Source organism: Halomonas sp. E19 (assembly GCF_052439355.1).
Taxonomy (GTDB): Bacteria; Pseudomonadota; Gammaproteobacteria; order Pseudomonadales; family Halomonadaceae; genus Halomonas.
Window position 1 is genome coordinate 1,846,966 of sequence record NZ_JBNFWU010000001.1, and the last position, 20,704, is coordinate 1,867,669.

Here is a 20,704-nt window from a genome sequence, read left to right on the forward strand (position 1 = left end):
AGCCTTGGCGACACAAGGCGAGGGACACAGCAAGGGAAGCGAGTCAGGAAACATGAAAACGGCTTACGCATGCACCATTGCCATGGTTGCCGGCCTGACACTAATCACGAGCCTGGCCGCGGCAGACGAGGGCGACGCCTGGGAGCGCGACCCCGGCCTTGTCGGCGAAACTCGCTCCACCGCCATCGATGCGCACTGGCCTCTCCATGGCTCCAGCGACGAACCCGCCTACCAAGAAGTGCCTCACGACCTGCTGGCCTCGCTTGGCCAGGTCCGCTGGGAGACGCCCGCCTACGCGGGCAAGGGCAGCGACCTGCTCTACCTAGACAACGGTATGGTGCTGGAGGGCGCCGGCCTGGAATCGCCCGACGGCTATACCTCGGGCTTTCGCCTGACGGCGGGGTTCTCGCCGGTCAACCTGCCGCGCCTCGATATCGGCGCCGAGATCACCTACCGCGAAAGCGATGAAGTGCCGACACGCCTCAGCGACGAGGCCATGCTGCTCAACACCACTACCGTGGGTGGCAGCCTGATGGCCGGCATCCGCATCGGCCAGGTCGGGGTCTACGCCAAGTCGGGCTACGCCGAATGGGAAGGTGACCCCGTGTCCCAGAGCGACGCGCTCTATGCCGCCACCACCGGCACGGCGCGAATCCAGGGCTTCGGCGCTCGAATCCAGCACAACCGCCTGGTCAGCCGCCTGGAATTCGAAGAGATCAATGCGCCGAGCATGGCCCACCTGAATCTGATCACGGCTTCGCTGCACTACACCTTCTGAGCACCCACGCCCGACCGCCCCAGACCTGACAAGCGATACGCCCCGCCTCGACGCAAGTCGAAGCGGGGCGCTGACCGATGGGAGGCGTCTTGCCGCGTATCGTCAGCCCGTGTTGCGCAGCCCCGCGGCGATACCCGCCATGGTCACCATCAGCGCGCGTGATAGCTCGCCGCTGATGGCGCCATCGGCGTCGCGGTTGCGCTGCAGCAGCTCGGCCTGCAGCCCGTGCAGCGGGTCGATGTAGGGGTTGCGCACCTCAATGGCCTGGCGAATCAGCGGGGTCTGGTCCAGCAGCTGCGGCTGGTCGAGAATCGCCAGCAGCACCGAATGCAGCTGAGTGAAGCGCTGACGCAGCTCATCACCCAGCTCCTTGAGCGCCGGCTCGTCGACCAGCCGCCGCTCATAGTAGGCGGCAATGCCGACATCGGCCTTGGCCAGCAGCATCTCCAGCATGTCCAGGTAGGTACCGAAGAAGGGCCAGCGGTCGCGCATCTCCTGCAGCACCTCGAGCCCGCCGTCTTCCTCTAGCCGGGCGGCAAACGCCTCACCGCTGCCCAGCCAGGCCGGCAGCATCAGGCGGATCTGGGTCCAGGCGAAGATCCACGGAATGGCGCGCAGGGTCTCCACCCCGCCATCCTGGCGCCGTTTGGTGGGGCGCGAGCCCAGCGGCAGATGTCCCAGCACCCCTTCCGGGGTCACCGCACGGAAATAGGGCACGAAGTCGGGGTCCTCGCGAACCACGCTGACGTAGCTGCGGTGTGCCAACGCCGCCAGGCGGTCCATCTCCTCGCGCCAGCGCGGCTCAGGCGCCGGCGGTGGCAGCAGGGTCGCCTCGAGCACGGCACAGGCGTAGATCTCCATGGAGCGCAGGGCGATGTCCGGCTGGCCGAACTTGAAGCGGATCATCTCGCCCTGCTCGGTCACACGCAGGCTGCCGTTCACCGAGCCCGGCGGCTGCGACAGGATGGCCGCGTAGGCCGGGCCGCCGCCGCGGCCTACCGCCCCGCCGCGGCCGTGGAACAGGGTCAGCGCTACGCCATGGCCTCGGCATACCTCCACCAGGCGCTCCTGGGCGCGGTACTGGGCCCAGGCGGCAGCCAGCTGGCCGGCATCCTTGGCCGAATCGGAGTAGCCGATCATCACCTCCTGGCGATCGCCGACCAGGACCCGGTAGCCTGGCAGCGCAAGCAGCCGGTCGATTACGTCACCGGCCCGGTTGAGATCGTCCAGGGTCTCGAACAGCGGCGCGATGGGCAGCGAAACGGCGCCGCCCACCTCCTTCATCAGCAGCGCCACCGTGAGCACGTCGGAGGGCTGGGCCGCCATGGAGATGATATAGGTGCCCAGCGCCTCAGCCTGCTCATGGGCGATGACGCGGAAGGTGTCGAGCACCTCGCGCGTCTCGGCTGAGCACTCCCAGCGGCGCGGGATCAGCGGGCGGCGCGACTCGAGTTCGGCCAGTAGGAAGGCCTGGCGCTGCTCTTCGCTCCAGTCGCGATAGTTGCCCAGCGCCAACGCATGGGTCAGCTCCTCCATCACCAGCGCATGGCGACTGGCCTCCTGGCGAATGTCGAGCTTGGTCAGGGTCACACCGAACACCGCCACGCGACGCAGGGTATCGAGCAGCGCCCCGTTGGCGATGGTGTCGAGACCCACGTCGCACAGCGAACGGTAGCAGGTGAGCAGCGGCGCATAGAGCTGGTCGCTGTTCTCGATGATGGGCCCGCCTTCGTAGCTCCTGCCTTCGTAGCTCTTCCTTCGAAGCCGTTGCCGTCGAGCTGGGCCTTGGCCCAGTCGCGGGTCGCCTCGACCCGCTGCAGCAGCCGCCGCAGCAGCTCGCGGTAGGGTTCAGCCACCCCGCCCACCTCGGCCCGCAGCGCGCTGTTGCACTTCCACATGGAGAGCTCGGCCTTGAGCTGCTCGAGGTCGCGCAGGTAGAGATCGGCAGCCATCCAGCGTCCCAGCAGCAACACTTCGCGGGTGACCCGCGAAGTGACGTTGGGGTTGCCGTCGCGGTCGCCGCCCATCCACGAGGCGAAGACGATCGGCGCGGCGTCCAGCGGCAGGCGCTCGCCGGCCGAGGCCAGCAGCAGGTTGTCGAGATCGCGATGAAAGGCCGGCACCGCTTGCCACAGCGAGTTCTCGATCACTGCGAAGCCCCACTTCGCTTCGTCCACCGGGGTGGGCCGCTCGTGGCGAATCTCGTCGGTATGCCAGGCCTGGCTGATCAGCTCCTCGAGGCGACCGCGGGCGCGGCTGGCGCGCTCGGGATAGTCGAGGGAGGATTCGATCACCGTGAGACACTCGTCGATAGCATCGTATTTCTGGATCAGGGTGCGCCGGATGACTTCGGTGGGATGCGCGGTGAGCACTAGCTCTACGCGCATGGAAGCGAGGTTCTCGACCAGCTTGCGCGGCGCGTGGCCGGCGCTACGGGCACGCTCGAGCAGCTCGGAGAGCACCGGCTGTGAACCGGGCTTGTAGTCCTCCACGCGGCGAAAGCGGGCGCGATAGTGCTGCTCGGCGATGTTGGCCAGGTTGAGGAACTGGTTGAACGCACGGGTCACCGGCAGCAGTTCGCGGTCGGGCAGCTTGCGCAGAAACTCGATCAGCTCACGGCCGCTGTGCACGTCTCCCTGACGTCCCCTCTTGGCCAGGCCGCGGATGGTCTCGATGCGATCGACAAAGCCTTGGCCCAGGTCATCGGCGATGGTACGGCCCAGGCTGTCGCCCAGGATGCGGACATTGTCGCGCAGGGATTCGTGCAGATCGCCACTCATGGCCGATCTCCTTCCGAAGGGGTGGGGGAAAAAGGGGTTCGAGCCGCTTGGCAGCCTGCCAATGCCGCCCCATGGTATCCAGGTCGGCGTCGTGGGGCGTCATGCCCTGCCGGGCCAGCGCCGCCTCGACGTAGCGGAAGCGCCGTTCGAACTTGGCGTTGGTCGCGCGCAGGCAGCGTTCGGGGTCGGCCTTCAGCGTGCGCGCCAGGTTGGTCACGGCGAACAGCAGGTCGCCGACCTCGCTGGCCGCATGGTCGCGGTCACCGGCCGCAAGGGCTTGCTCGACCTCATCGAGCTCTTCGCGAATCTTGGCGATCACGCCCGTCGTGTCAGGCCAGTCGAAGCCAGCCCGCGCGGCACGCTTGGAAAGCTTGGCGGCGCGTGACAGCGCCGGCAGCGTGCGCGGCACGTCATCGAGCAGCGAGGGCGGGCTGGCGTCGTCGGCGCGCCGGGCGCGCTCATCGGCCTTGAGCGACTCCCAGCGGCGGTTGACCTGTTCCAGTTCCGCCTGCCGGGCCTCGGCCTGCTCAGCGCTGACGCCAGGCGGTCGCCGCGAGGCCAGGGTACCGTCGGGAAAGACATGCGGGTGGCGATACACCATCTTGGCCGTCAGGGTGTGCACCACGTCATGAAAATCGAAGCGCCCCTCTTCGCAGGCGAACTGGCTGTAGTAGACCACCTGGAACAGCAGGTCGCCGAGCTCCCCGGGCAGTTCGTCCCAGGCGCGCCGCTCGATGACATCGGCCACCTCATAGGCTTCTTCCAGGGTGTGCGGCACGATGCTGTCCCAGTCCTGCTTGAGATCCCACGGGCAGCCCTGCGCGGGATCGCGCAGTACGGCCATCAACGCAAGAAGATCATCGAGGCGGTAGCCGGTCTCGCTCATGGCCGCCCCCTTGCGCTTGGCACCCTTGACCCCGGTGCGCAGGCGCTGCACCTCGATCACGTTGGAGAGCTGCTGGATACGCGAGAACAGGCGCCCCAGGGTCTCCAGGCCATCCACCTCCACGGTAATGCGCATGCGGGCAATGCCATCGCGGGTGTCGGTCAGGGTGTTCACGGAGAGCACGTTGACCTTGTCGTTGCTGAGAATGGCGGTGACGTCGCGCAGCAGGCCGGAGCGATCCCAGGCCTGAATCTCGATATCGACAGGGTACTGGGTACGGGCGCGCTGCCCCCACTCCACCTCGATCACCCGCTGCGGCTCGTCGATGCGCAGCTGCAGGATATTGGGGCAGTCCTGGCGATGCACGGTGACCCCGCGGCCCTGGGTAATAAAGCCGACGATCGGCTCACCGGGCACCGGATGGCAGCAGTTGGCCATGCTGGTCTTGAGGTTGCCCACGCCGAGCACGGTGATGTCGCTGGCGCCGCCCTTGGCCTGGTCGCGCTTGGGCTTGGCCAGCAGGCGGTCGAGCTGCTCCTGGTCATCGGTCTCGCCGAACAGCTGCTGGGCCTGGTGCAGCACCTGGCCGATGCGCAGGTCGCCCGCCCCCAGGGCGGCGTACATGTCGTCGGGATTCTGGTAATTGACCTTGCGCGCCAGGGTCTCGAGGTCCATGTCCTCCACGTCGAGCCGGCGCATCTCGCGATCGAACAGCGCCCTGCCCTCTTCCAGGTTCTGCTCGCGCGCCTGGTGCTTGAACCATGATTGAATCTTGGCCCGCGCTCGCGAGGTGCGCACATAGCCGAGGTTGGGGTTGAGCCAGTCGCGGCTGGGCCCACCCTTGCTGGCGGTGAGGATCTCGACCTGCTGGCCGGTCTTGAGCTTGTAGGTGAGCGGCACGATGCGCCCATCGATCTTGGCGCCGCGGCAGCGGTGGCCAACCTCGGTATGCACGCGGTAGGCGAAGTCGATGGGCGTGGCGATACGCGGCAGGTCGATGACGTGCCCGTCCGGGGTGAACACGTAGATACGATCCGGCGCCACGTCGCTGGAGAGCCCTTCGCGCAGGTCGCTGAAGTCGCCGACCTCCTCCTGCCACTCCAGCACCTGGCGCAGCCAGGCGATCTTCTCTTCGTAGCTGGAACTCTTGCCGCCGGTGTCGTGGCCCTTGTAGCGCCAGTGGGCGCAGACGCCGAGCTCGGCCTCGTCGTGCATGGCGAAGGTGCGGATCTGGATCTCCAGCACCTTATTCTCGGGGCCGAGCACAGCGGTGTGCAGCGACTGGTAGCCGTTCTTCTTGGGATTGGCAATGTAGTCGTCGAACTCGTTGGGCACATGGTGCCAGCGCGAGTGCACCAGTCCCAGCACGGTGTAGCAATCGGACAGCGACGGCACCAGGATGCGCACGGCGCGCACGTCGTTGACCTGGGAGAAATCGATGCGCTTGCGCTTCATCTTGCGCCAGATCGAATAGATGTGCTTCGCTCGGCCGTTGACCTCGTAGTGGGTGATGCCGTGGGCCTCCAGGAGCCCCTTGAGTACGTCCACCACATCATGAATGTAGCGGTCGCGATCGAGGCGCTTCTCCGCCAGCTGGCGGGCGATGGTCTTGTAGTCATCCTCGTGCAGGTAGCGGAAGGAGAGATCCTCGAGTTCCCACTTGACCTGGCCGATGCCCAGGCGATGCGCCAGCGGCGCATAGATGTCGAACACCTCACGGGCAACCTGCAGACGCTTCTCGCGCGGGGCGTCCTTCACCTGGCGCAGGGCGCAGGTACGCTCGGCGATCTTGATCAGCGCCACGCGCACGTCGTCGATCATGTTGACCAGCATCTTGCGCAGATTGTCCTGCTGGTCGTGCTGGGCCATGCCGTGGCTGGGGCTCTGCACCTTGCTGATGGCCGCCATCTGCAGCACGCCGTCGATCAGACCCGCCACCTCGCTGCCGAAGCGGCGGCTCACGGCCTCCAGGGTGAGCTGCCCTTCGCGCACGGCGCGATAGAGCACGGCAGCCTCCAGGGCCGGCTGGTCGAGCTTGAGCTGGCCGAGGATATCGGCCATCTCGAGGCCCATGCGAAAGCTCGAGTCCTGGGGCAGCCAGGCCTTGTGCGGCTTGTCAGCCTGCTGTGAAAGGCGCAGCGCAAGCTCGCAGGCGTCGCGCATCTCATCGGGATCGCGCAGCTTGACGTCGTCCTGCAGACGCACGATCCAGTGGCCGATATCGACTTCGCCGGTGTCGGTGAAGGGCTGGTCGTCGCGCACTTTCACCATCTCTAGGCTCCTTGAGGTGGCGGTTGCCGTTCAGGGTGTTCGAACAGCAGGATGGATTCGAGGTGAGAGGTGTGCACGAACATGTCGGCCACGGCCCCTCGTGTGAGGCGATAACCGCCATGCACAAGGCGTGCCGCATCACGCGCCAGCGTCGCCGGGTCACAAGCGATGTAGACCAGGCGCGCCACCGGGCGTTCCACCAGCGCCCGGCAGGCCGCCTCGGCGCCGTCGCGGGGCGGGTCCAGCACCACCGCATCGGGCGCCTGCCGTGCGAGAAGTTCGACCACGGCCGCGCTGTCGTTGAGATCCGCCTGGCGCGCGTCGATGCCCAGCGCGTTGTCTTTCGCGTTGAGCCGAAGGCGGGCCACCATTTCCGGGCTGCCCTCCACCGTGACGACGTGGGCGCCGTCGGCGGCCAGCGGCAGGCTGAAGTTGCCGATGCCGGCGAACAGGTCGAGCACCCCTGCCCGGCCACCGGTGCCAGCCAGCGGCGCACCGTGGCCACCAGCTCGCGGTTGATCTGCGCATTGACCTGCACGAAGTCGCCGGGCGCAAAGTCCAGCTGCAGCTCCCGCCCGGCCCCGGGCAGGCGATAGAACAGCTCGGGTGTGGGGCTCAGCCATTCGAGCGTGGGCGCTTCGCGCCCCAGCAGACGCCCCACCGCCACCCCGTGCTGCTCACCGAAGACTTGCCAGCGGCGGCGGTCGGCGGGGTTGTCGCGCAGCTGGCGCACCACCACCGCGCACGCACTGTCAGCTGCGATCAGTTCCAAGTGGCCCACCTGGCGAGGCGCTTCGAGCCGGGCCAGCTGCTCGCGCAGGGGAGCAGCAGGGCGGCAAGCTGGGGTTCCAGCACCGCGCAGCCCTGCAGGTCGACCAGCCGGCTGGTGTGGCGGGCGCGAAAGCCGAGATGCACGCCGCCCTCGGCGTCCACCTTGACCCCCAGCCGGGCGCGCCGCCGATAGCCAAGCGGCGAGCCCGCCAGCAGCTGCGGTGGCTCAGGCAGGACTATGCCCTCCCTTGCCAGCAGCTCGACCAGCGCCGCGCGCTTGTGTTCACGCTGCGCTGCCACCGCCAGATGCTGCAGGTCGCAGCCGCCACACTGGCCGTAGTGGGCACAAGGGGGATCGACGCGTGTCGCTGCCGGCTCGCACAGCGCGCGCACATGAGCCTCGTCGAAACGCTTGCGCGCCCGGTGCACGGCGGCCTCGACGCGCTCGCCCGGCAGTGCCCCTTCAATGAACAGGATCTTGCCCTCGGGGGTACGGGCCACGCCGCGCCCATCGTGGGCCAGCCGCTCGACGACGATCGTCGTGTCGACCGCAGACGGCGCGACGGCACGGGATTCGTTCGAGCGCTTCTGCAGCCCCGAGCCGCCGGAATGCTGTCGCCCCGCACGGCGTTTGCCTAGCATGGCCAACTCAAGCCTCCGGGGCGAACAGCCCGGTCGAGAGGTAGCGGTCGCCGCGGTCGCAGACGATGAATACGATCACCGCGTTCTCAACCTCTTCGGCGATGCGCAGGGCGCCGGCCAGTGCCCCACCGGACGAGACTCCGGCCAGGATACCCTCCTCGCGGGCCAGGCGGCGCATGTGCACCTCCGCCTCGTGCTGGCCGATGTCGAGCACGCGATCAACCTGCGACGCATCGAAGATGCTCGGCAGGTACTCCTGCGGCCAGCGGCGGATCCCGGCGATGCTGGCGCCATCCTCCGGCTGCAGGCCGACGATTTGGATCTCGGGGTTGCGCTCCTTGAGATAGCGCGACACCCCCATGATGGTACCCGTGGTGCCCATGGAGCTGACGAAGTGCGTGAGCGTGCCGCGGGTCTGCTCCCACAGCTCGGGGCCGGTACCACGATAGTGCGCCAGCGGGTTGTCGGGATTGGCAAACTGGTTGAGCGGCTTGCCCTCGCCGCGAGCGATCATCGCATCGGCCAGGTCACGGGCCTCCTCCATGCCGCCGGCCTTGCTGACGGTGATCAGCTCGGCACCGAAGGCCGCCATGGCCTGCTTGCGCTCGCTCGAGGCGTTCTCCGGCATGATCAGCACCATGTGGTAGCCCTTGATCGCCGCCGCCATGGCCAGCGCAATCCCGGTATTGCCCGACGTGGCTTCGACCAGCGTATCGCCCGGCTGAATCTCGCCACGCGCCTCGGCCTGCGCCAGCATCGAGAGCGCCGGGCGATCCTTGACCGAACCCGCGGGATTGTTACCTTCGAGCTTGGCCAGCAGCGTGTTGTTACGGCCTGCCGAGATCTGCCTGAGGCGAACCAGCGGCGTCTGGCCGATGACGTCCTCGATAGTGGGAAAATGCATGTAAGCGTCCTTAGAGCAAGGTCTTTTCTTGATTATATCCGGGCACGGGGGAGTGGACAGGCATCCTGCCCGGCTGTGGCATACTGAAAGGAAGACTCCCCCTGAACAGGATCTTCCGATGTCGCTCGGAAACCGCTTGACCCTCTGGATACTGAGCCTTCCGCTGCTGGTGCTGACCTTGGCCGCCGCCGTCGCCCTCTATCTTGACACCGACTGGCGCAAGTCGGCGCTGCGCGACCGCGTGGTCACCGCCGTCGAGCTACAGTCACCGGCCATGGCCTATGCCTTGAGCCAGCAAGACGAGGCTCAGCTTGACGGCATGGCGCACCGCCTACTGACCATCGATGAAACCCGCGGCATCGGCATTTACACCCAGAGCGGCATGACGCTGCTGGAGCTCGGCCGCGCCCGCGCCCAGCTAGCGAACGAACCACCACAGCAAATCGTGCTCGATACCCGGGGGATCTCTGGCGTCTCTTCGTACCGCTTGAGCTGCTCGATCAGTTGCCCCTGACAGACCCCGCCTGGCTCGAGATCGACATCGACACCCGCCCGCTCACCCTGGCGCACTATCGCCGTCTCGCCACGGCCGGCCTGGGCTTGCTGCTCATCGGCCTGCTGCTGTTCGTGTTCGCCTCAAGCCTTGGCCGCCGCCTCGACAGCAGCCTGCGCCGCGCCACCGAAGCCCTTCAACGCCTGCGCAGCGGCGACCTGCCGGCCCGCCTGCCCGAGGAAGGCGCCCCCGAACTGCATCATCTGGCCTGGCACATCAATGCCCTGGGCGACGAGCTGGAGCAGTCGCAAGAGGACATGCAGCGCCAGATCGAGCAGACCACCACCGAGCTGCAGGAGTCGATGGAGACCATCGAGATCAAGAACATCGAGCTCGACCTGGCCCACCGGCGCGCCCTCGAGGCCAACCGCGTCAAGTCGGAGTTTCTTGCCAGCATGAGCCATGAGATTCGCACTCCGCTCAACGGCATCATCGGCTTCTGTCGACTGCTGGGACGCTCGCGTCTGGAGCCCCGCCAGCGCGAATGGCTCGACCAGGTGCAGGTCGCCTGCGACAACCTGCTTGCGCTGGTCAACGACGTGCTCGACTTCTCGCGTATCGAGGCCGGTCGCCTCGAACTGAATCGCTCCGAGCTCGACATGGTCACCCTGGTTGACGAGGCGCTGGGCCTGCAGGCGCCGCTGGCCCATCAAAGGGGCTTCAGCTCGTCGGGCTGGTGTACGATGACGTTCCCCTCCTGCTGCGCGGCGATCCGCTGCGCATCCGCCAGGTGCTCACCAATCTGGTGCACAACGCCTTGAAGTTCACCGATCGGGGCGAAGTCGTCGTGCGGGTCATGGTCGACGAGCCGGCTGGCGCGGGGCGCGCCCTGCTGCGGGTCAGCATCAGCGATACCGGCATCGGACTCACCCCACAGGAGCAGCATGACCTGTTCCAGGCGTTTCGCCAGGCCTCCTCCGGGCACACGCGCCAGTACGGTGGCTCCGGGCTGGGGCTGGCTATCAGCCGGCAGCTGGTCGAGCAGATGGGTGGCCGCATCACGGTCGAGAGCGAGCCGACCGTGGGTTCAACCTTCTCCTTCACCCTGCCGCTGGATGTCATCATCGCCAGCGAGCCACCGCAGGCTCCCATCTTCGAGGGCGAGCGAGTCGCACTGTACGAGCCGCACGCCGTCACCCGCCACGTGCTGTGCCATCTACTGGAAGGCTGGGGCGCCAACGTGGTGGAGCTCGCCCGTCCCCTGCTGCCGGGCATGCCGCCGACCCTGTGGGTGGCGGCCTTGCCTGTCGGCCTGAGCGACGAAGTGCTGGATGAGTGGCGTGAGCGCCTGGCCTCCTGCCCCTGCCCGGTCTTGCTGCTGGTCAACGCCACCCCCTCGACATACCCGACCTGAGGCTGCCCAACGGCGGCGAGATCCTGTGCAAGCCGGTGCCGCGGCAAGTGCTGGCAGAGGCGCTGCGCCGCTGCCGGACGCCGCAGCAAGCTCTGCCCCACCCGCCCGCCTCGATTCGCGTGATGGTGGTGGACGACAACGCCAGCAACCGCCGCCTGCTGCGGGAACTTCTCCGCCGCCCCGGCATGGTGGTGGAAGAGGCAGCAAGCGGCGAGGAGGCGCTGGCGCTGGCCGAACGCCAACCCTTCGACATGGTGCTGATGGACATCCGCATGCCCGGCATGGACGGCGTGGAAACCACCCAGGCACTGCGCCGATTGAGCCCCGCCTGGCAGCACTGCCCCGTCGTGGCGATCACCGCCCATGCCCTCGAGTCGGATCGCGCCATGTTCCTGAAATCCGGGCTTCAGGAGGTACTGATCAAGCCGGTGGACAGCAACGAGCTGGAAGGCATCCTGCAGCGCCACCTGCAGCTTGCCAAGCCGCCGCCCTCGATCAGCCTCACCCAAGAGGAGGAGGACGAGCAAACCCAGGAGAGCTCCGAGCTGGCCGTCGTCGACCTGGCGCTCGGCACGCGCCTGGCCAATGGCAACGCTGGCCTGGCCCGCGAACTCATTGGCGAACTCATCGGTACGCTGCCGGCCACCGCAGCCGAGCTGCGTGCCGCTCTGTCGAGCCACGATGAGGAAGCACTGCTGGACGCCGTACACGCCCTGAATGGCGCCTGCCGCTACTGCGGTGCACCGGAGCTGGGGCTGGTGGCGGAAACATTGGAGACTCGACTGCGTTCAAGAGGCATGGCCGGCATGGAAACGCTGATCGACGATCTGTTCCGGGCCATGGACCGCCTCAAGGACTGGCAGGCCAACCACCCCACTCAGCTTTCGAGCAGCACCATGGCCAGCGCCAGCTCGGCCTCGTCGCTCAACGACAAGTGAAGGCGCCGCACCCCGGCCGCGCAGGCCAATTCCTGCGCCTTACCGCTCAACGCCAGGCCGGGCCGCCCCAGCGCATCATTGACGACCTGGATATCGGTCCAGCGCATGCCATGGCGCAACCCGCTGCCCAACGCCTTGACGAAGGCTTCCTTGGCAGCAAAACGTTTGGCCAGGAAAGCTGCCTTGTCCTGCCGCCCGGCCAGTTGGCGGCGCTCTGCGTCTCCCAGGATGCGCTGGGCAAAGCGGGCGCCATGGCGTGCCATGGCTGCCTCGAAGCGCGCAACGCGGGCGATATCCGTGCCGATGCCGAGGATCATGCGGACGCCTCATCCTCCGCGTGGTCATGGTCATGGTCGTGCTCAAGCGAGGCGACGAAGCCCGCCTCCTGGCCGGCAATAATCAGCCGCTTCATTTCCGCCACGGCTTCCTTCAGCCCGACGAACAGCGCCCGGGCGATGATGGCATGGCCGATGTTGAGCTCATGCAGGCCTGGGATCGCCGCGATGGCCTCCACGTTGTGGTAGTTCAGCCCGTGCCCCGCGTTGACCGTGAGCCCCAGCTCCAGCGCCATCTCCGCAGCGGCCGAGAGCCTGGCGTGCTCGTTGCAAGCGGCCTGCCCGCTGCACTCGGCATAGGCCCCGGTATGCAGCTCGATCACCGGCGCCCCGGTGCGCTTGGCGGCTTCGATCTGCGTCGGCTCCGGGTCGATGAATAGCGAAACCTCACAGCCGGCCGCGGCTAGCCGGCGACAGGCTGCGGCGATCACCTCGAAGTTGCCGGCTACGTCCAGTCCGCCCTCGGTGGTCAGCTCCTCGCGCTTCTCGGGCACCAGGCAGACGTGGGCCGGACGAACCTCCTCGGCCAGTGCCAGCATCTCCTCGGTCACCGCCATTTCCAGATTCATGCGAGTGTTGAGCACCTCCGCGAGCAGGCGCACGTCACGCTCCTGGATATGCCGTCGGTCCTCACGCAGATGCACGGTGATGCCGTCGGCACCGGCCTCCTCGGCCAGCAGCGCCGCCTGGATCGGGTCGGGGTAGCGCGTGCCGCGCGCCTGACGCAACGTGGCAATGTGGTCGATATTGACGCCAAGCAGAATGCGCGGGGGATGCATGATGGCCTCCAGCAGCTGGTCGAATGAGTGAATCAGTGTGAGGGGGACGGCGCCGTTCGGCAAGCTGACGCATCAGCTCACGGGACCGCAGCGGGCGCATGCCAAGCAAGGGCGCCAGCGCGGCGCGAGCGATGGCCTTGGCTGGCCCCGCCAGGCCTGGCGCCGCCCAGTCGCCTCCCGCCAGCAGGCGCAGAGTACGCCCATCCAGGCCCGGTTCACCGGGCACGAAGGCGCGCGAGGCGGCGTCGAAGCGATAACGGCCCTGGGGATCGAGCGCCGCGCCTTCCGGGGTGGTGAAACGCGGTGCGGCATCGAGGGCATCAAGCAGGGTGAATTCCAGCCGCCGCAGGGCCTCGGCGCGCCCTTCGGGCGCGGCAGCGCCTCGAGCAGGGCGGTATAGAAGGCGAACACGTCGGCGACGGGGAGTTCCACCGGCAGGGTGCGCGTCAGCAGCTCATTGGCATAGAGCCCGCACAGCAGCCCTTCGCCGACCAGCAGGGCCGCCGCGCCGCGGCTCTCCATCAGGCGCAGGCGCTTGAGTTCACCCTCGCCCACCCAGGTCACATGCAGCGGTGCGAAGGGCTGCAGCTGGGCGCGCGAGCGTGAGCCGGGGCGCTGCACGCCCTGGGCCACCGCACGCACCCGGCCATGCCCTAGCGTCAGCAGCTCGACCAGCGCACTGGTCTCGCGATAGGGGCGCTTGTGAAGCAGGAAGGCCGGCTGCGGCTGCATGGCTCAGTCCAGGTCGTAGCCCAGACTCTTCAGCGCCCTTTCGTCATCCGACCAGCCGCGCTTCACCTTGACCCACAGGTTGAGCATCACCTTGGCATCCAGCGCACGCTCCATGTCGAGCCGCGCCTCGCGGCCGATGCTCTTGATGCGCTCGCCCTTGTCGCCGATCAGGATCTTCTTCTGCCCGGGTCGTTCGACCAGGATCAGGGCGCTGATATGCACGACTTTGCCTTCGTCACGGAACTCCTCGATTTCCACCGTGACCTGGTAGGGCAGCTCGTCACCGAGCTGGCGCATGATCTTCTCGCGCACCAGCTCCGAGGCCAGGAAGCGCTGGCTCTTGTCGGTGACCTGGTCCTCGGGGAAGAAATGCACGTTTTCCGGGAGGTGCTTGGCGACCTCGGCCTCCAGCTCCGGCACGTTGGTGCCATGTTTGGCGGAGATCGGCACGATGGCGGCAAACTCACGCCGCGCGCCCACCTGGGCCAGCCACGGCAGCAAGGTGCTCTTGTCCTCGAGCCGGTCGACCTTGTTCACCGCGAGGATCACCGGCGCCTCGACGTGCTCCAGGCGTGTCAGCACCACCTGGTCCTCGTCGGTCCAGCGCGTGCGGTCGATGATGAAGACCACGCAGTCGACGTCGCGTAGGGCCTGGGTTGCGGCCTGGTTCATGAAGCGGTTGATCGCCTTATTGCGATCGCGCCCGAGAATATGAATCCCTGGGGTATCGACATAGATGAACTGCGTCTCGCCTTCGGTCTTGATGCCCATGACCTGATGCCGGGTGGTCTGGGGCCGGCGCGAGGTGATCGATATCTTCTGGCCGAGAATCCGGTTCATCAGCGTCGATTTGCCGACGTTGGGGCGACCAACGATGGCCACGAAACCACAGGTCTGGCTCATGCCTTGTTTCCTCCCCGATTCTCGAGCTGAACGAGTGCAAGTTCGGCGGCCTGCTGCTCGGCATGGCGACGGCTGGACCCACGCCCCAGGGTATGGGACGCGAGCAGTTCGACGTGACACTCCACGGTAAAGGTCTGGTCGTGGGCTTCGCCCTCGACCGACACCACGTCGTAGCGCGGCAGCGGAACCTGGCGCGACTGGAGAAACTCCTGCAGGCGAGTCTTGGGGTCCTTCTGAGTGTCCTGCAGGTCGATGGCTTCCAGCCGCTCGGCGTACCAGGCCAGCACACGGGCGCGCGCCACGTCCATGCCGGCATCCAGATAGATGGCGCCCAGCACCGCCTCCACCGCATCGGCCAGGATCGAGTCACGCCGATGCCCGCCGCTCTTCATTTCGCCAGAGCCCAGCCGCAGGCATTCGCCAAAGGCCATCTCCCGGGCCAGCTCGGCCAGGGTCTGGCCGCGCACCAGGCGGGCCCGCAGACGCGACAGCTGGCCCTCTCGCGCTTCCGGAAAGCGCTCGTAGAGCGCCTCGGCAATGACGAAATTGACGATGGAGTCGCCCAGAAACTCAAGGCGTTCGTTGTTACGACCACCGAAGCTGCGGTGGGTCATGGCCAGCTCCAGCAAGGTGATGTCACGAAAGGAGTGGCCGATGCGTCGGCTGAAAGCGCTAAGAGTATGGCTCACGAAATTCCTGTTAAAACGAAGGCATCACTGGATGCGTCGAACGTCGGTGAAGCTTGGCAATCCACCGTCCCAATGCATCCAGACGGCGAAGGCGCGGCCAACGATATTCTCTTCCGGGACGAAGCCCCAGTAGCGGCTGTCATTGGAGTGGTCGCGATTGTCGCCCATGGTGAAGTAGTGGCCTTCCGGCACCACCAGCTCACGCACCCTCGGCCCGGGGTCTCGAGGATTATTGTAGATTCGGTATTGCGCCTCGCCCAGCCGCTCCTCCATCAGCCACTCGCCGCGTGCCGTGGCCGGGCTCTCCTCGAGCAGCCGCTTGGCAACCGGCTCGCCGTTGATGTAGAGCTGCTTCTCCTCGTAGCGCACCGTATCGCCCGGCAGGGCCACGACCCGCTTGATGAAGTTCACCGACGGTTCGTTGGGGAAGCGGAACACCATGACATCGCCGCGCTGCGGCTCACCCAGCTCGACGACACGGGTATGCGTCACTGGCAGTCGCAGCCCGTAGGCAAACTTGTTGACCAGGATGAAGTCACCCACTTCCAGGGTCGGGCGCATGGAACCGGAGGGAATCTGAAAAGGTTCCACCAGGAAGCTGCGCAGCAGCAGCACGACCAGCAGCACCGGAAAGAAGGAGCGCGCATAGTCGACCGGCCAGGGCTCCCTGAGCGTCTGCTCGCGTGTATTCGTATCCAGTCCTTCGGGCGCGCCGGACTCGGCAGCAGCCAGGCGGCGGCGACGCACGGGGCGCCACCAGAGCAGATCGAGCAACCAGATCAGGCCGGTGACCGCGACGGCCATCACCAGCAGAAGAGAGAAATCCATGTTAACGTCGGTCCTAGTCGTTCACCTTGAGTACGGCCAGGAAAGCATCCTGGGGAATTTCCACCCGACCGACCTGTTTCATTCGTTTCTTGCCCGCCTTCTGTTTCTCGAGCAGCTTTTTCTTGCGGCTCACGTCGCCACCGTAGCACTTGGCCGTCACGTTCTTGCGCAGCGCCTTGACCGTGGAGCGTGCTACCACCTGCCCGCCGATGGCCGCCTGGATGGCGACGTCGAACATCTGGCGCGGGATCAGCTCCTTCATCTTGTCCACCAGCACCCGTCCACGCGTATGGGCATGGTCGCGGTGGATGATCACGGCCAGCGCATCGACCTTGTCGCCGTTGATCAGCACGTCGAGCCGCACCAGCTTGGCCGACTGGAAGCGCTCAAAGTTGTAGTCGAGGAGGCGTAGCCGCGGGAAATCGACTTCAAGCGATCGAAAAAGTCCATCACCACTTCGGACATCGGCAGCTCGTAGGTGAGCTGGATCTGGCTGCCGAGGAACTGCATGTCGAGCTGGTTGCCGCGACGGTTCTCGCACTCGGCGATGACATTGCCCACGTACTCTTGCGGCACCAGGATGCTGGCCCGCACGATCGGCTCGCGCATATCCTCCACGTCGGCCATGTCGGGGAGCTTGGAGGGTTGGAGACGTATTTCACCTCGCCGTTCTTCATCGCCAGCTCGTACACCACGGTGGGCGCGGTGGTGAGCAGGTCCAGGTCGTACTCGCGCTCGAGCCGCTCCTGGATGATTTCCATGTGCAGCGTGCCGAGGAAGCCGACGCGGAAACCGAAGCCCAGGGCATCGGAGTTCTCGGGCTCGTACTCGAGCGAGGCGTCGTTGAGCGCCAGCTTTTCCAGCGCGTCGCGGAAGTCCTCATAGTCGTCGGCGCTGACCGGGAACATGCCGGCGTAGACCTGCGGCTTGACCTTCTGAAAGCCGGGCAGGCGCGGTACGTCCGGGGTCTTGGCGTGGGTGATGGTGTCGCCTACCGGGGCGCCGTGAATGTCCTTGATCCCGGCTACCACGAAGCCTACCTCGCCGGCGCGCAGGATATCGGTTTCCTTGCGCAGCGGGGTGAAGATGCCTACCTCGTTGGCCTGCCAGTCGCGGCCGGTGGACTTGATGCGGATCTTCTCGCCCTTCTTCAGGGTGCCGTCGAAAATGCGCACCAGCGACACCACGCCAAGGTAGTTGTCGAACCAGGAGTCGATGATCAGCGCCTGCAGCGGCGCGGCCGGATCGCCCTTGGGCGGCGGAATGTCACGCACCAGGCGCTCGAGCAATGCATCGATGCCAAGCCCGCTCTTGGCCGACACCTGGCAGGCGTCGGTCGCGTCCAGTCCGATGATCTCCTCGATCTCCTGGGCCACCTTATCGGGATCGGCCTGGGGCAGGTCCATCTTGTTGAGTACCGGCAGCACCTCGAGCCCCTGCTCGATGGCGGTGTAGCAGTTGGCCACCGACTGCGCCTCGACGCCCTGGGCGGCGTCCACCACCAGCAGCGCGCCCTCGCAGGCATACAGCGAGCGCGATACCTCGTAGGAGAAATCCACGTGGCCCGGGGTGTCGATGAAATTGAGCTGATAGGTGTTGCCGTCTTGAGCGATATAGTCGAGGGTGACCGACTGCGCCTTGATGGTGATGCCGCGCTCGCGCTCGAGATCCATGGAATCGAGCACCTGTTCCTTGAGCTCACGTTCCGAAAGCCCACCACAGCTCTGGATCAGTCGATCCGCCAGGGTCGACTTGCCGTGGTCGATGTGGGCGATAATCGAGAAATTCCGAATATGCTTGAGTTTTTCGTTGCGTGCTTCGTTGCTCATCTAGCCCAATCCGGTGTTCGACACGAGCGCGGCAGCGGCGGTATCAACGGCGCCCGTTCACGTCATATGAAAGCGATGGCCGGTATTGTACCGGCATGGCCAGGGGTTGGACAGCACAGCCGCCCGAGGCCCTAATGAAGACACCTCCCGCGCAGGCGGGAGGTGTCCGGTAGCCGACCAGCCGGGTCGTGTCAGCCTTGCCCCAGCCGCAGCGCCACGAACAGCGAACGCCCCTCGCGGAACAGGCGCACGGGCAGTGCGCGATCCGTGGGCAGGGACTCCACCAGCTCCACCAACTGCGCCGGGCTCTCGACAGCATGGTGGTCGATGCTCACCAGGATATCGCCCGCGCGAATGCCGGCCAGTCCCGCCGCACCGCGCGGGTCGACGTCGCTGACGCGCACGCCGGCCTCCAGCCCCAGACGCTCGAGCTCCGCCGCTTCGAGCGGGGCTACCGCCACGCCTAGGCGCGCCTGGGAACCACGCTCCTCGCGCTGCTCGCCGGCACCTTCGCTGTCCGGCCAATCGCCAATAGTCACCGAGAGTTCACGACGCTGGCCGTCACGCATGATCACCAGCTCGGCCTCGTCGCCCGGCGACACGCGCCCGATCAGGCGCGGCAGGTGGCGCGACTGCTCGACCTCCTCGCCGTCCACCTGGATGACCACGTCGCCCGCCTGCAGGCCGGCGCCGGCGGCGGGGCCAGCGGGGTCGACATCGGCGATCAGCGCGCCGCTGGCGCTCTCCATGCCGAAGGACTCGGCCAGGTCGCGCGAGACCGGCTGGATCATCACGCCAAGCCAACCGCGCCGCACGCGACCGTCGTCACGCAGCTGGTTGGCGACATCCATCGCCACGTTGATGGGAATGGCGAACGACACGCCCATGAAGCCGCCGCTGCGGGTAAATATCTGCGCGTTGATGCCCACCACTTCGCCGTCCAGGTTGAACAGCGGCCCCCAGAGTTGCCCGGGTTGATTGCCACGTCAGTCTGGATGAAGGGTACGTAGGCGTCGCGCGGCAGGGTGCGGTTGATCGCGCTGATGATGCCGGCGGTCACGGAGTGATCGAAGCCGAACGGCGAGCCGATGGCCGCCACCCACTCCCCCACACGCAGCTGATCGGAATCGCCCATGCGCAGGGTCGGCAGCTCAGAGGCCTCCACCTTCAGCAGGGCCACGTCGGTCTGCCGATCGGCGCCGATCAGCTCGGCCTCGAGCTCACGGCGATCGGCCAGGCGTACCAGAATTTCGTCGGCCCCCTCCACCACATGGGCGTTGGTGAGAATGTAGCCGTCGTCGCTGATGATGAAGCCGGAGCCCAGCGACTGACGCTCCATCCCTCGCCCGGGGCCGCTGCCAGGGGCGCCGGGAAGCGGTCACCGAAGAAATGGCGGAAGATATCGGGCACATCCTGACCGAAGTCCTCAAAGGTCTGAGCCCGGCCAGGAACGGTACGGGTCGTGGAGATGTTGACTACGCCGGGCGCCGCCTGCTCGACGAGCACCGTGAAGTCAGGAAGCTCCCGGGCGAAGCCCGACTGCCAAGGCAGCAACAGCACCGCCAACAGCAGCCAGAAGGAGAGGTATCGCGTCATTGGCTTCATAAAAAAACGCTCCTGCATCTGCTTGCTTGTTTTCATGCCAATCAGCTCGAAAGCGAAAAAAGGTCACAGTTTCAAACACACGACATCCAGCAGGGGGACATCGTTTTCCAACTCGGCCAGCAGCCGCGCAGTTCTCTGCCTAGATCAGCACTAGCCTATCTACGTCAGCAATAGCGTCCAGGACGGGGCTGTCAGCCGTTAGTGGGCGGGGCCCAGGTCAGGTTCTCGGCCACTTCCACCAACACGCGCGGCGGCAGCTCGCCCATCGCCACCACCTGCACGGGGCGTCCCTCCACGGCGACATGCCGCACCACCGCCAGTGAAATACCCAGGCGATGCAGTCCCGGTATCAGGCGCGGCCGCCCCTCTTCCAGCGGTTCGACAAACAGGCTGATGGACGACAGCCCGTCACTGTAGATCCGATGCCCGACCGAAGCGTCATGGCGTTCGCTGCGGGTATCCACCGGCTGGTCGATGAAACCCTCGGGCAGCCAGCCGGGGCGCCAGGGCTGTCGCGGCGGAGCGCGACCCGTGTCGAGATTCACGCCGCCTTCATAGAGGCGCGGCGGCTGCAGCTCGGTCAACTGGAAAGTCTCCACCACTCTGCCGCGGTCGTCGATCAGTTCACGCTTGAGCGGCAGTGCCGTATTCACGTCGAGCCAAAGGCGCTGCCCGAAGCGCATGCCGTCGAGGGGCTCGATGTCCAAGCGCACGGCACTGCGGTTGGCGATGCGTTCATCGGCGCCCAGGGCGAATCGGTAGTAACGGTCGATGTGGGCCGCGATGCCGGCGGGTGAGACCGGCGTCTCGCCCTCGTCGTCGGACCAGCCGAGCCGGCCGATGCGTCCGCGCCGCTCGAAGAACACCGGTGGGCCGTCGAGAAAGCGAGCCACCTCACGCTCGACGCCATCCTGGATATCATGGGAGAGCGCCAGGGTACGCACGCCATCGATTCCGATGCGCACGGCGCGGGCGTTGAAGACATGGCAGTGGCTGGCCCAGAGGCTGCGCTCGAACCAGGCCAGCGCCGAATCCGGCGCCTCCCAGTCAGCCAGCTGACGGCAGTCGAAGCGTTCGGCGTCGCTATCTTCGGCCAGGGCGACAGCGGGCAGGGAGAGCACAAGCCC

The 20,704-nt window shown here is 66.5% G+C and carries 15 protein-coding genes and 5 pseudogenes; 5 read left to right on the top strand and 15 right to left on the bottom strand.

All coding sequences use genetic code 11. From position 1 onward, the window contains the following. Positions 1 to 52: 52 nt before the first annotated feature. Positions 53 to 778, top strand: a complete 726-nt coding sequence (locus ACUDAL_RS09815; RefSeq protein WP_444678020.1) for a hypothetical protein — start codon at positions 53 to 55, stop codon at positions 776 to 778. Between the two features lie 102 nt (positions 779 to 880). On the opposite strand, the pseudogene ppc reads toward ACUDAL_RS09815, so the two are convergent. The 6 genes and pseudogenes from ppc to cysM all read right to left on the bottom strand — a co-directional run bounded on the left by ppc (position 881) and on the right by cysM (position 9,032). Next, positions 881 to 3,558 (bottom strand): annotated as a pseudogene (gene ppc / locus ACUDAL_RS09820) (phosphoenolpyruvate carboxylase). After that, entirely contained in the window at positions 3,479 to 4,444 is a 966-nt protein-coding gene (mazG, locus tag ACUDAL_RS09825) for a nucleoside triphosphate pyrophosphohydrolase (protein WP_444679352.1), read from the bottom strand. The pseudogene ppc and the gene mazG overlap by 80 nt, the downstream one beginning before the upstream one ends. After that, a pseudogene (relA, locus tag ACUDAL_RS09830) lies at positions 4,445 to 6,715 on the bottom strand (GTP diphosphokinase); the annotation flags it as partial. A 2-nt stretch (positions 6,716 to 6,717) separates the two neighbouring features. After that, positions 6,718 to 7,176 (bottom strand): class I SAM-dependent RNA methyltransferase, encoded by a 459-nt coding sequence (locus ACUDAL_RS09835; protein ID WP_444678021.1) that lies wholly within the window; start codon positions 7,174 to 7,176, stop codon positions 6,718 to 6,720. Between the two features lie 301 nt (positions 7,177 to 7,477). Continuing rightward, a complete protein-coding gene (locus tag ACUDAL_RS09840; protein ID WP_444678022.1) occupies positions 7,478 to 8,128 on the bottom strand; it encodes a TRAM domain-containing protein in 651 nt (216 codons plus the stop codon). A 7-nt stretch (positions 8,129 to 8,135) separates the two neighbouring features. Continuing rightward, the gene (gene cysM / locus ACUDAL_RS09845; protein ID WP_444678023.1) at positions 8,136 to 9,032 is read right to left on the bottom strand and encodes a cysteine synthase CysM; all 897 of its coding nucleotides are present in this window, start codon (positions 9,030 to 9,032) and stop codon (positions 8,136 to 8,138) included. Between the two features lie 118 nt (positions 9,033 to 9,150). Here cysM and ACUDAL_RS09850 point away from each other — a divergent pair, with 118 nt between their 5' ends. From ACUDAL_RS09850 to ACUDAL_RS09865, 4 genes are read left to right on the top strand one after another with little or no spacing between them, the layout of a single operon-like run. Beyond that, positions 9,151 to 9,546, top strand: coding sequence for a hypothetical protein (locus tag ACUDAL_RS09850; protein ID WP_444678024.1), 396 nt, complete (start codon positions 9,151 to 9,153; stop codon positions 9,544 to 9,546). Further along, positions 9,537 to 10,346 (top strand): histidine kinase dimerization/phospho-acceptor domain-containing protein, encoded by an 810-nt coding sequence (locus tag ACUDAL_RS09855; protein ID WP_444678025.1) that lies wholly within the window; start codon positions 9,537 to 9,539, stop codon positions 10,344 to 10,346. The genes ACUDAL_RS09850 and ACUDAL_RS09855 overlap by 10 nt, the downstream gene beginning before the upstream one ends. Further along, complete coding sequence (locus ACUDAL_RS09860; RefSeq protein WP_444678026.1) at positions 10,262 to 10,939, top strand: ATP-binding protein; 678 nt, start codon at positions 10,262 to 10,264, stop codon at positions 10,937 to 10,939. The genes ACUDAL_RS09855 and ACUDAL_RS09860 overlap by 85 nt, the downstream gene beginning before the upstream one ends. 35 nt (positions 10,940 to 10,974) lie before the next feature. After that, a complete protein-coding gene (locus ACUDAL_RS09865; protein ID WP_444678027.1) occupies positions 10,975 to 11,877 on the top strand; it encodes a response regulator in 903 nt (300 codons plus the stop codon). Here ACUDAL_RS09865 and acpS read toward each other — a convergent pair. The 9 genes and pseudogenes from acpS to ACUDAL_RS09910 all read right to left on the bottom strand — a co-directional run bounded on the left by acpS (position 11,817) and on the right by ACUDAL_RS09910 (position 20,698). Continuing rightward, the gene (gene acpS, locus ACUDAL_RS09870) at positions 11,817 to 12,194 is read right to left on the bottom strand and encodes a holo-ACP synthase (protein WP_444678028.1); all 378 of its coding nucleotides are present in this window, start codon (positions 12,192 to 12,194) and stop codon (positions 11,817 to 11,819) included. The two genes, ACUDAL_RS09865 and acpS, sit on opposite strands and share 61 nt — an antisense overlap. Further along, positions 12,191 to 12,991: a pyridoxine 5'-phosphate synthase gene (pdxJ, locus tag ACUDAL_RS09875; RefSeq protein ID WP_444678029.1), complete on the bottom strand. Its 801-nt coding sequence runs from the start codon at positions 12,989 to 12,991 to the stop codon at positions 12,191 to 12,193. The genes acpS and pdxJ overlap by 4 nt, the downstream gene beginning before the upstream one ends. A gap of 46 nt (positions 12,992 to 13,037) precedes the next feature. Further along, a pseudogene (gene recO / locus ACUDAL_RS09880) lies at positions 13,038 to 13,723 on the bottom strand (DNA repair protein RecO); the annotation flags it as partial. Between the two features lie 3 nt (positions 13,724 to 13,726). Further along, positions 13,727 to 14,626, bottom strand: a complete 900-nt coding sequence (gene era / locus ACUDAL_RS09885) for a GTPase Era (protein WP_444678030.1) — start codon at positions 14,624 to 14,626, stop codon at positions 13,727 to 13,729. Then, positions 14,623 to 15,315 (bottom strand): ribonuclease III, encoded by a 693-nt coding sequence (rnc, locus tag ACUDAL_RS09890; RefSeq protein ID WP_444678031.1) that lies wholly within the window; start codon positions 15,313 to 15,315, stop codon positions 14,623 to 14,625. Before rnc ends, era begins: the two co-directional genes overlap by 4 nt. Positions 15,316 to 15,339: 24 nt before the next feature. Then, a complete protein-coding gene (gene lepB / locus ACUDAL_RS09895; protein ID WP_444678032.1) occupies positions 15,340 to 16,143 on the bottom strand; it encodes a signal peptidase I in 804 nt (267 codons plus the stop codon). Between the two features lie 13 nt (positions 16,144 to 16,156). Beyond that, positions 16,157 to 17,972: pseudogene (gene lepA, locus ACUDAL_RS09900) on the bottom strand (translation elongation factor 4). A 191-nt stretch (positions 17,973 to 18,163) separates the two neighbouring features. Beyond that, a pseudogene (locus tag ACUDAL_RS09905) lies at positions 18,164 to 19,577 on the bottom strand (DegQ family serine endoprotease). A gap of 191 nt (positions 19,578 to 19,768) precedes the next feature. Further along, on the bottom strand, positions 19,769 to 20,698 hold the full coding sequence (locus tag ACUDAL_RS09910; protein ID WP_444678033.1) for a MucB/RseB C-terminal domain-containing protein: 930 nt from the start codon (positions 20,696 to 20,698) through the stop codon (positions 19,769 to 19,771). Positions 20,699 to 20,704 lie beyond the last annotated feature (6 nt).

Excerpts from the sequence above, each read along its gene's own strand:
- ACUDAL_RS09815 (WP_444678020.1), top strand. The coding sequence starts at position 53 with ATGAAAACGGCTTACGCATGCACCATTGCCATGGTTGCCGGCCTGACA.
- mazG (WP_444679352.1), bottom strand. The coding sequence starts at position 4,444 with ATGAGCGAGACCGGCTACCGCCTCGATGATCTTCTTGCGTTGATGGCC.
- ACUDAL_RS09840 (WP_444678022.1), bottom strand. The coding sequence starts at position 8,128 with ATGCTAGGCAAACGCCGTGCGGGGCGACAGCATTCCGGCGGCTCGGGG.
- cysM (WP_444678023.1), bottom strand. The coding sequence starts at position 9,032 with ATGCATTTTCCCACTATCGAGGACGTCATCGGCCAGACGCCGCTGGTT.
- ACUDAL_RS09850 (WP_444678024.1), top strand. The coding sequence starts at position 9,151 with ATGTCGCTCGGAAACCGCTTGACCCTCTGGATACTGAGCCTTCCGCTG.
- acpS (WP_444678028.1), bottom strand. The coding sequence starts at position 12,194 with ATGATCCTCGGCATCGGCACGGATATCGCCCGCGTTGCGCGCTTCGAG.
- pdxJ (WP_444678029.1), bottom strand. The coding sequence starts at position 12,991 with ATGCATCCCCCGCGCATTCTGCTTGGCGTCAATATCGACCACATTGCC.
- era (WP_444678030.1), bottom strand. The coding sequence starts at position 14,626 with ATGAGCCAGACCTGTGGTTTCGTGGCCATCGTTGGTCGCCCCAACGTC.
- lepB (WP_444678032.1), bottom strand. The coding sequence starts at position 16,143 with ATGGATTTCTCTCTTCTGCTGGTGATGGCCGTCGCGGTCACCGGCCTG.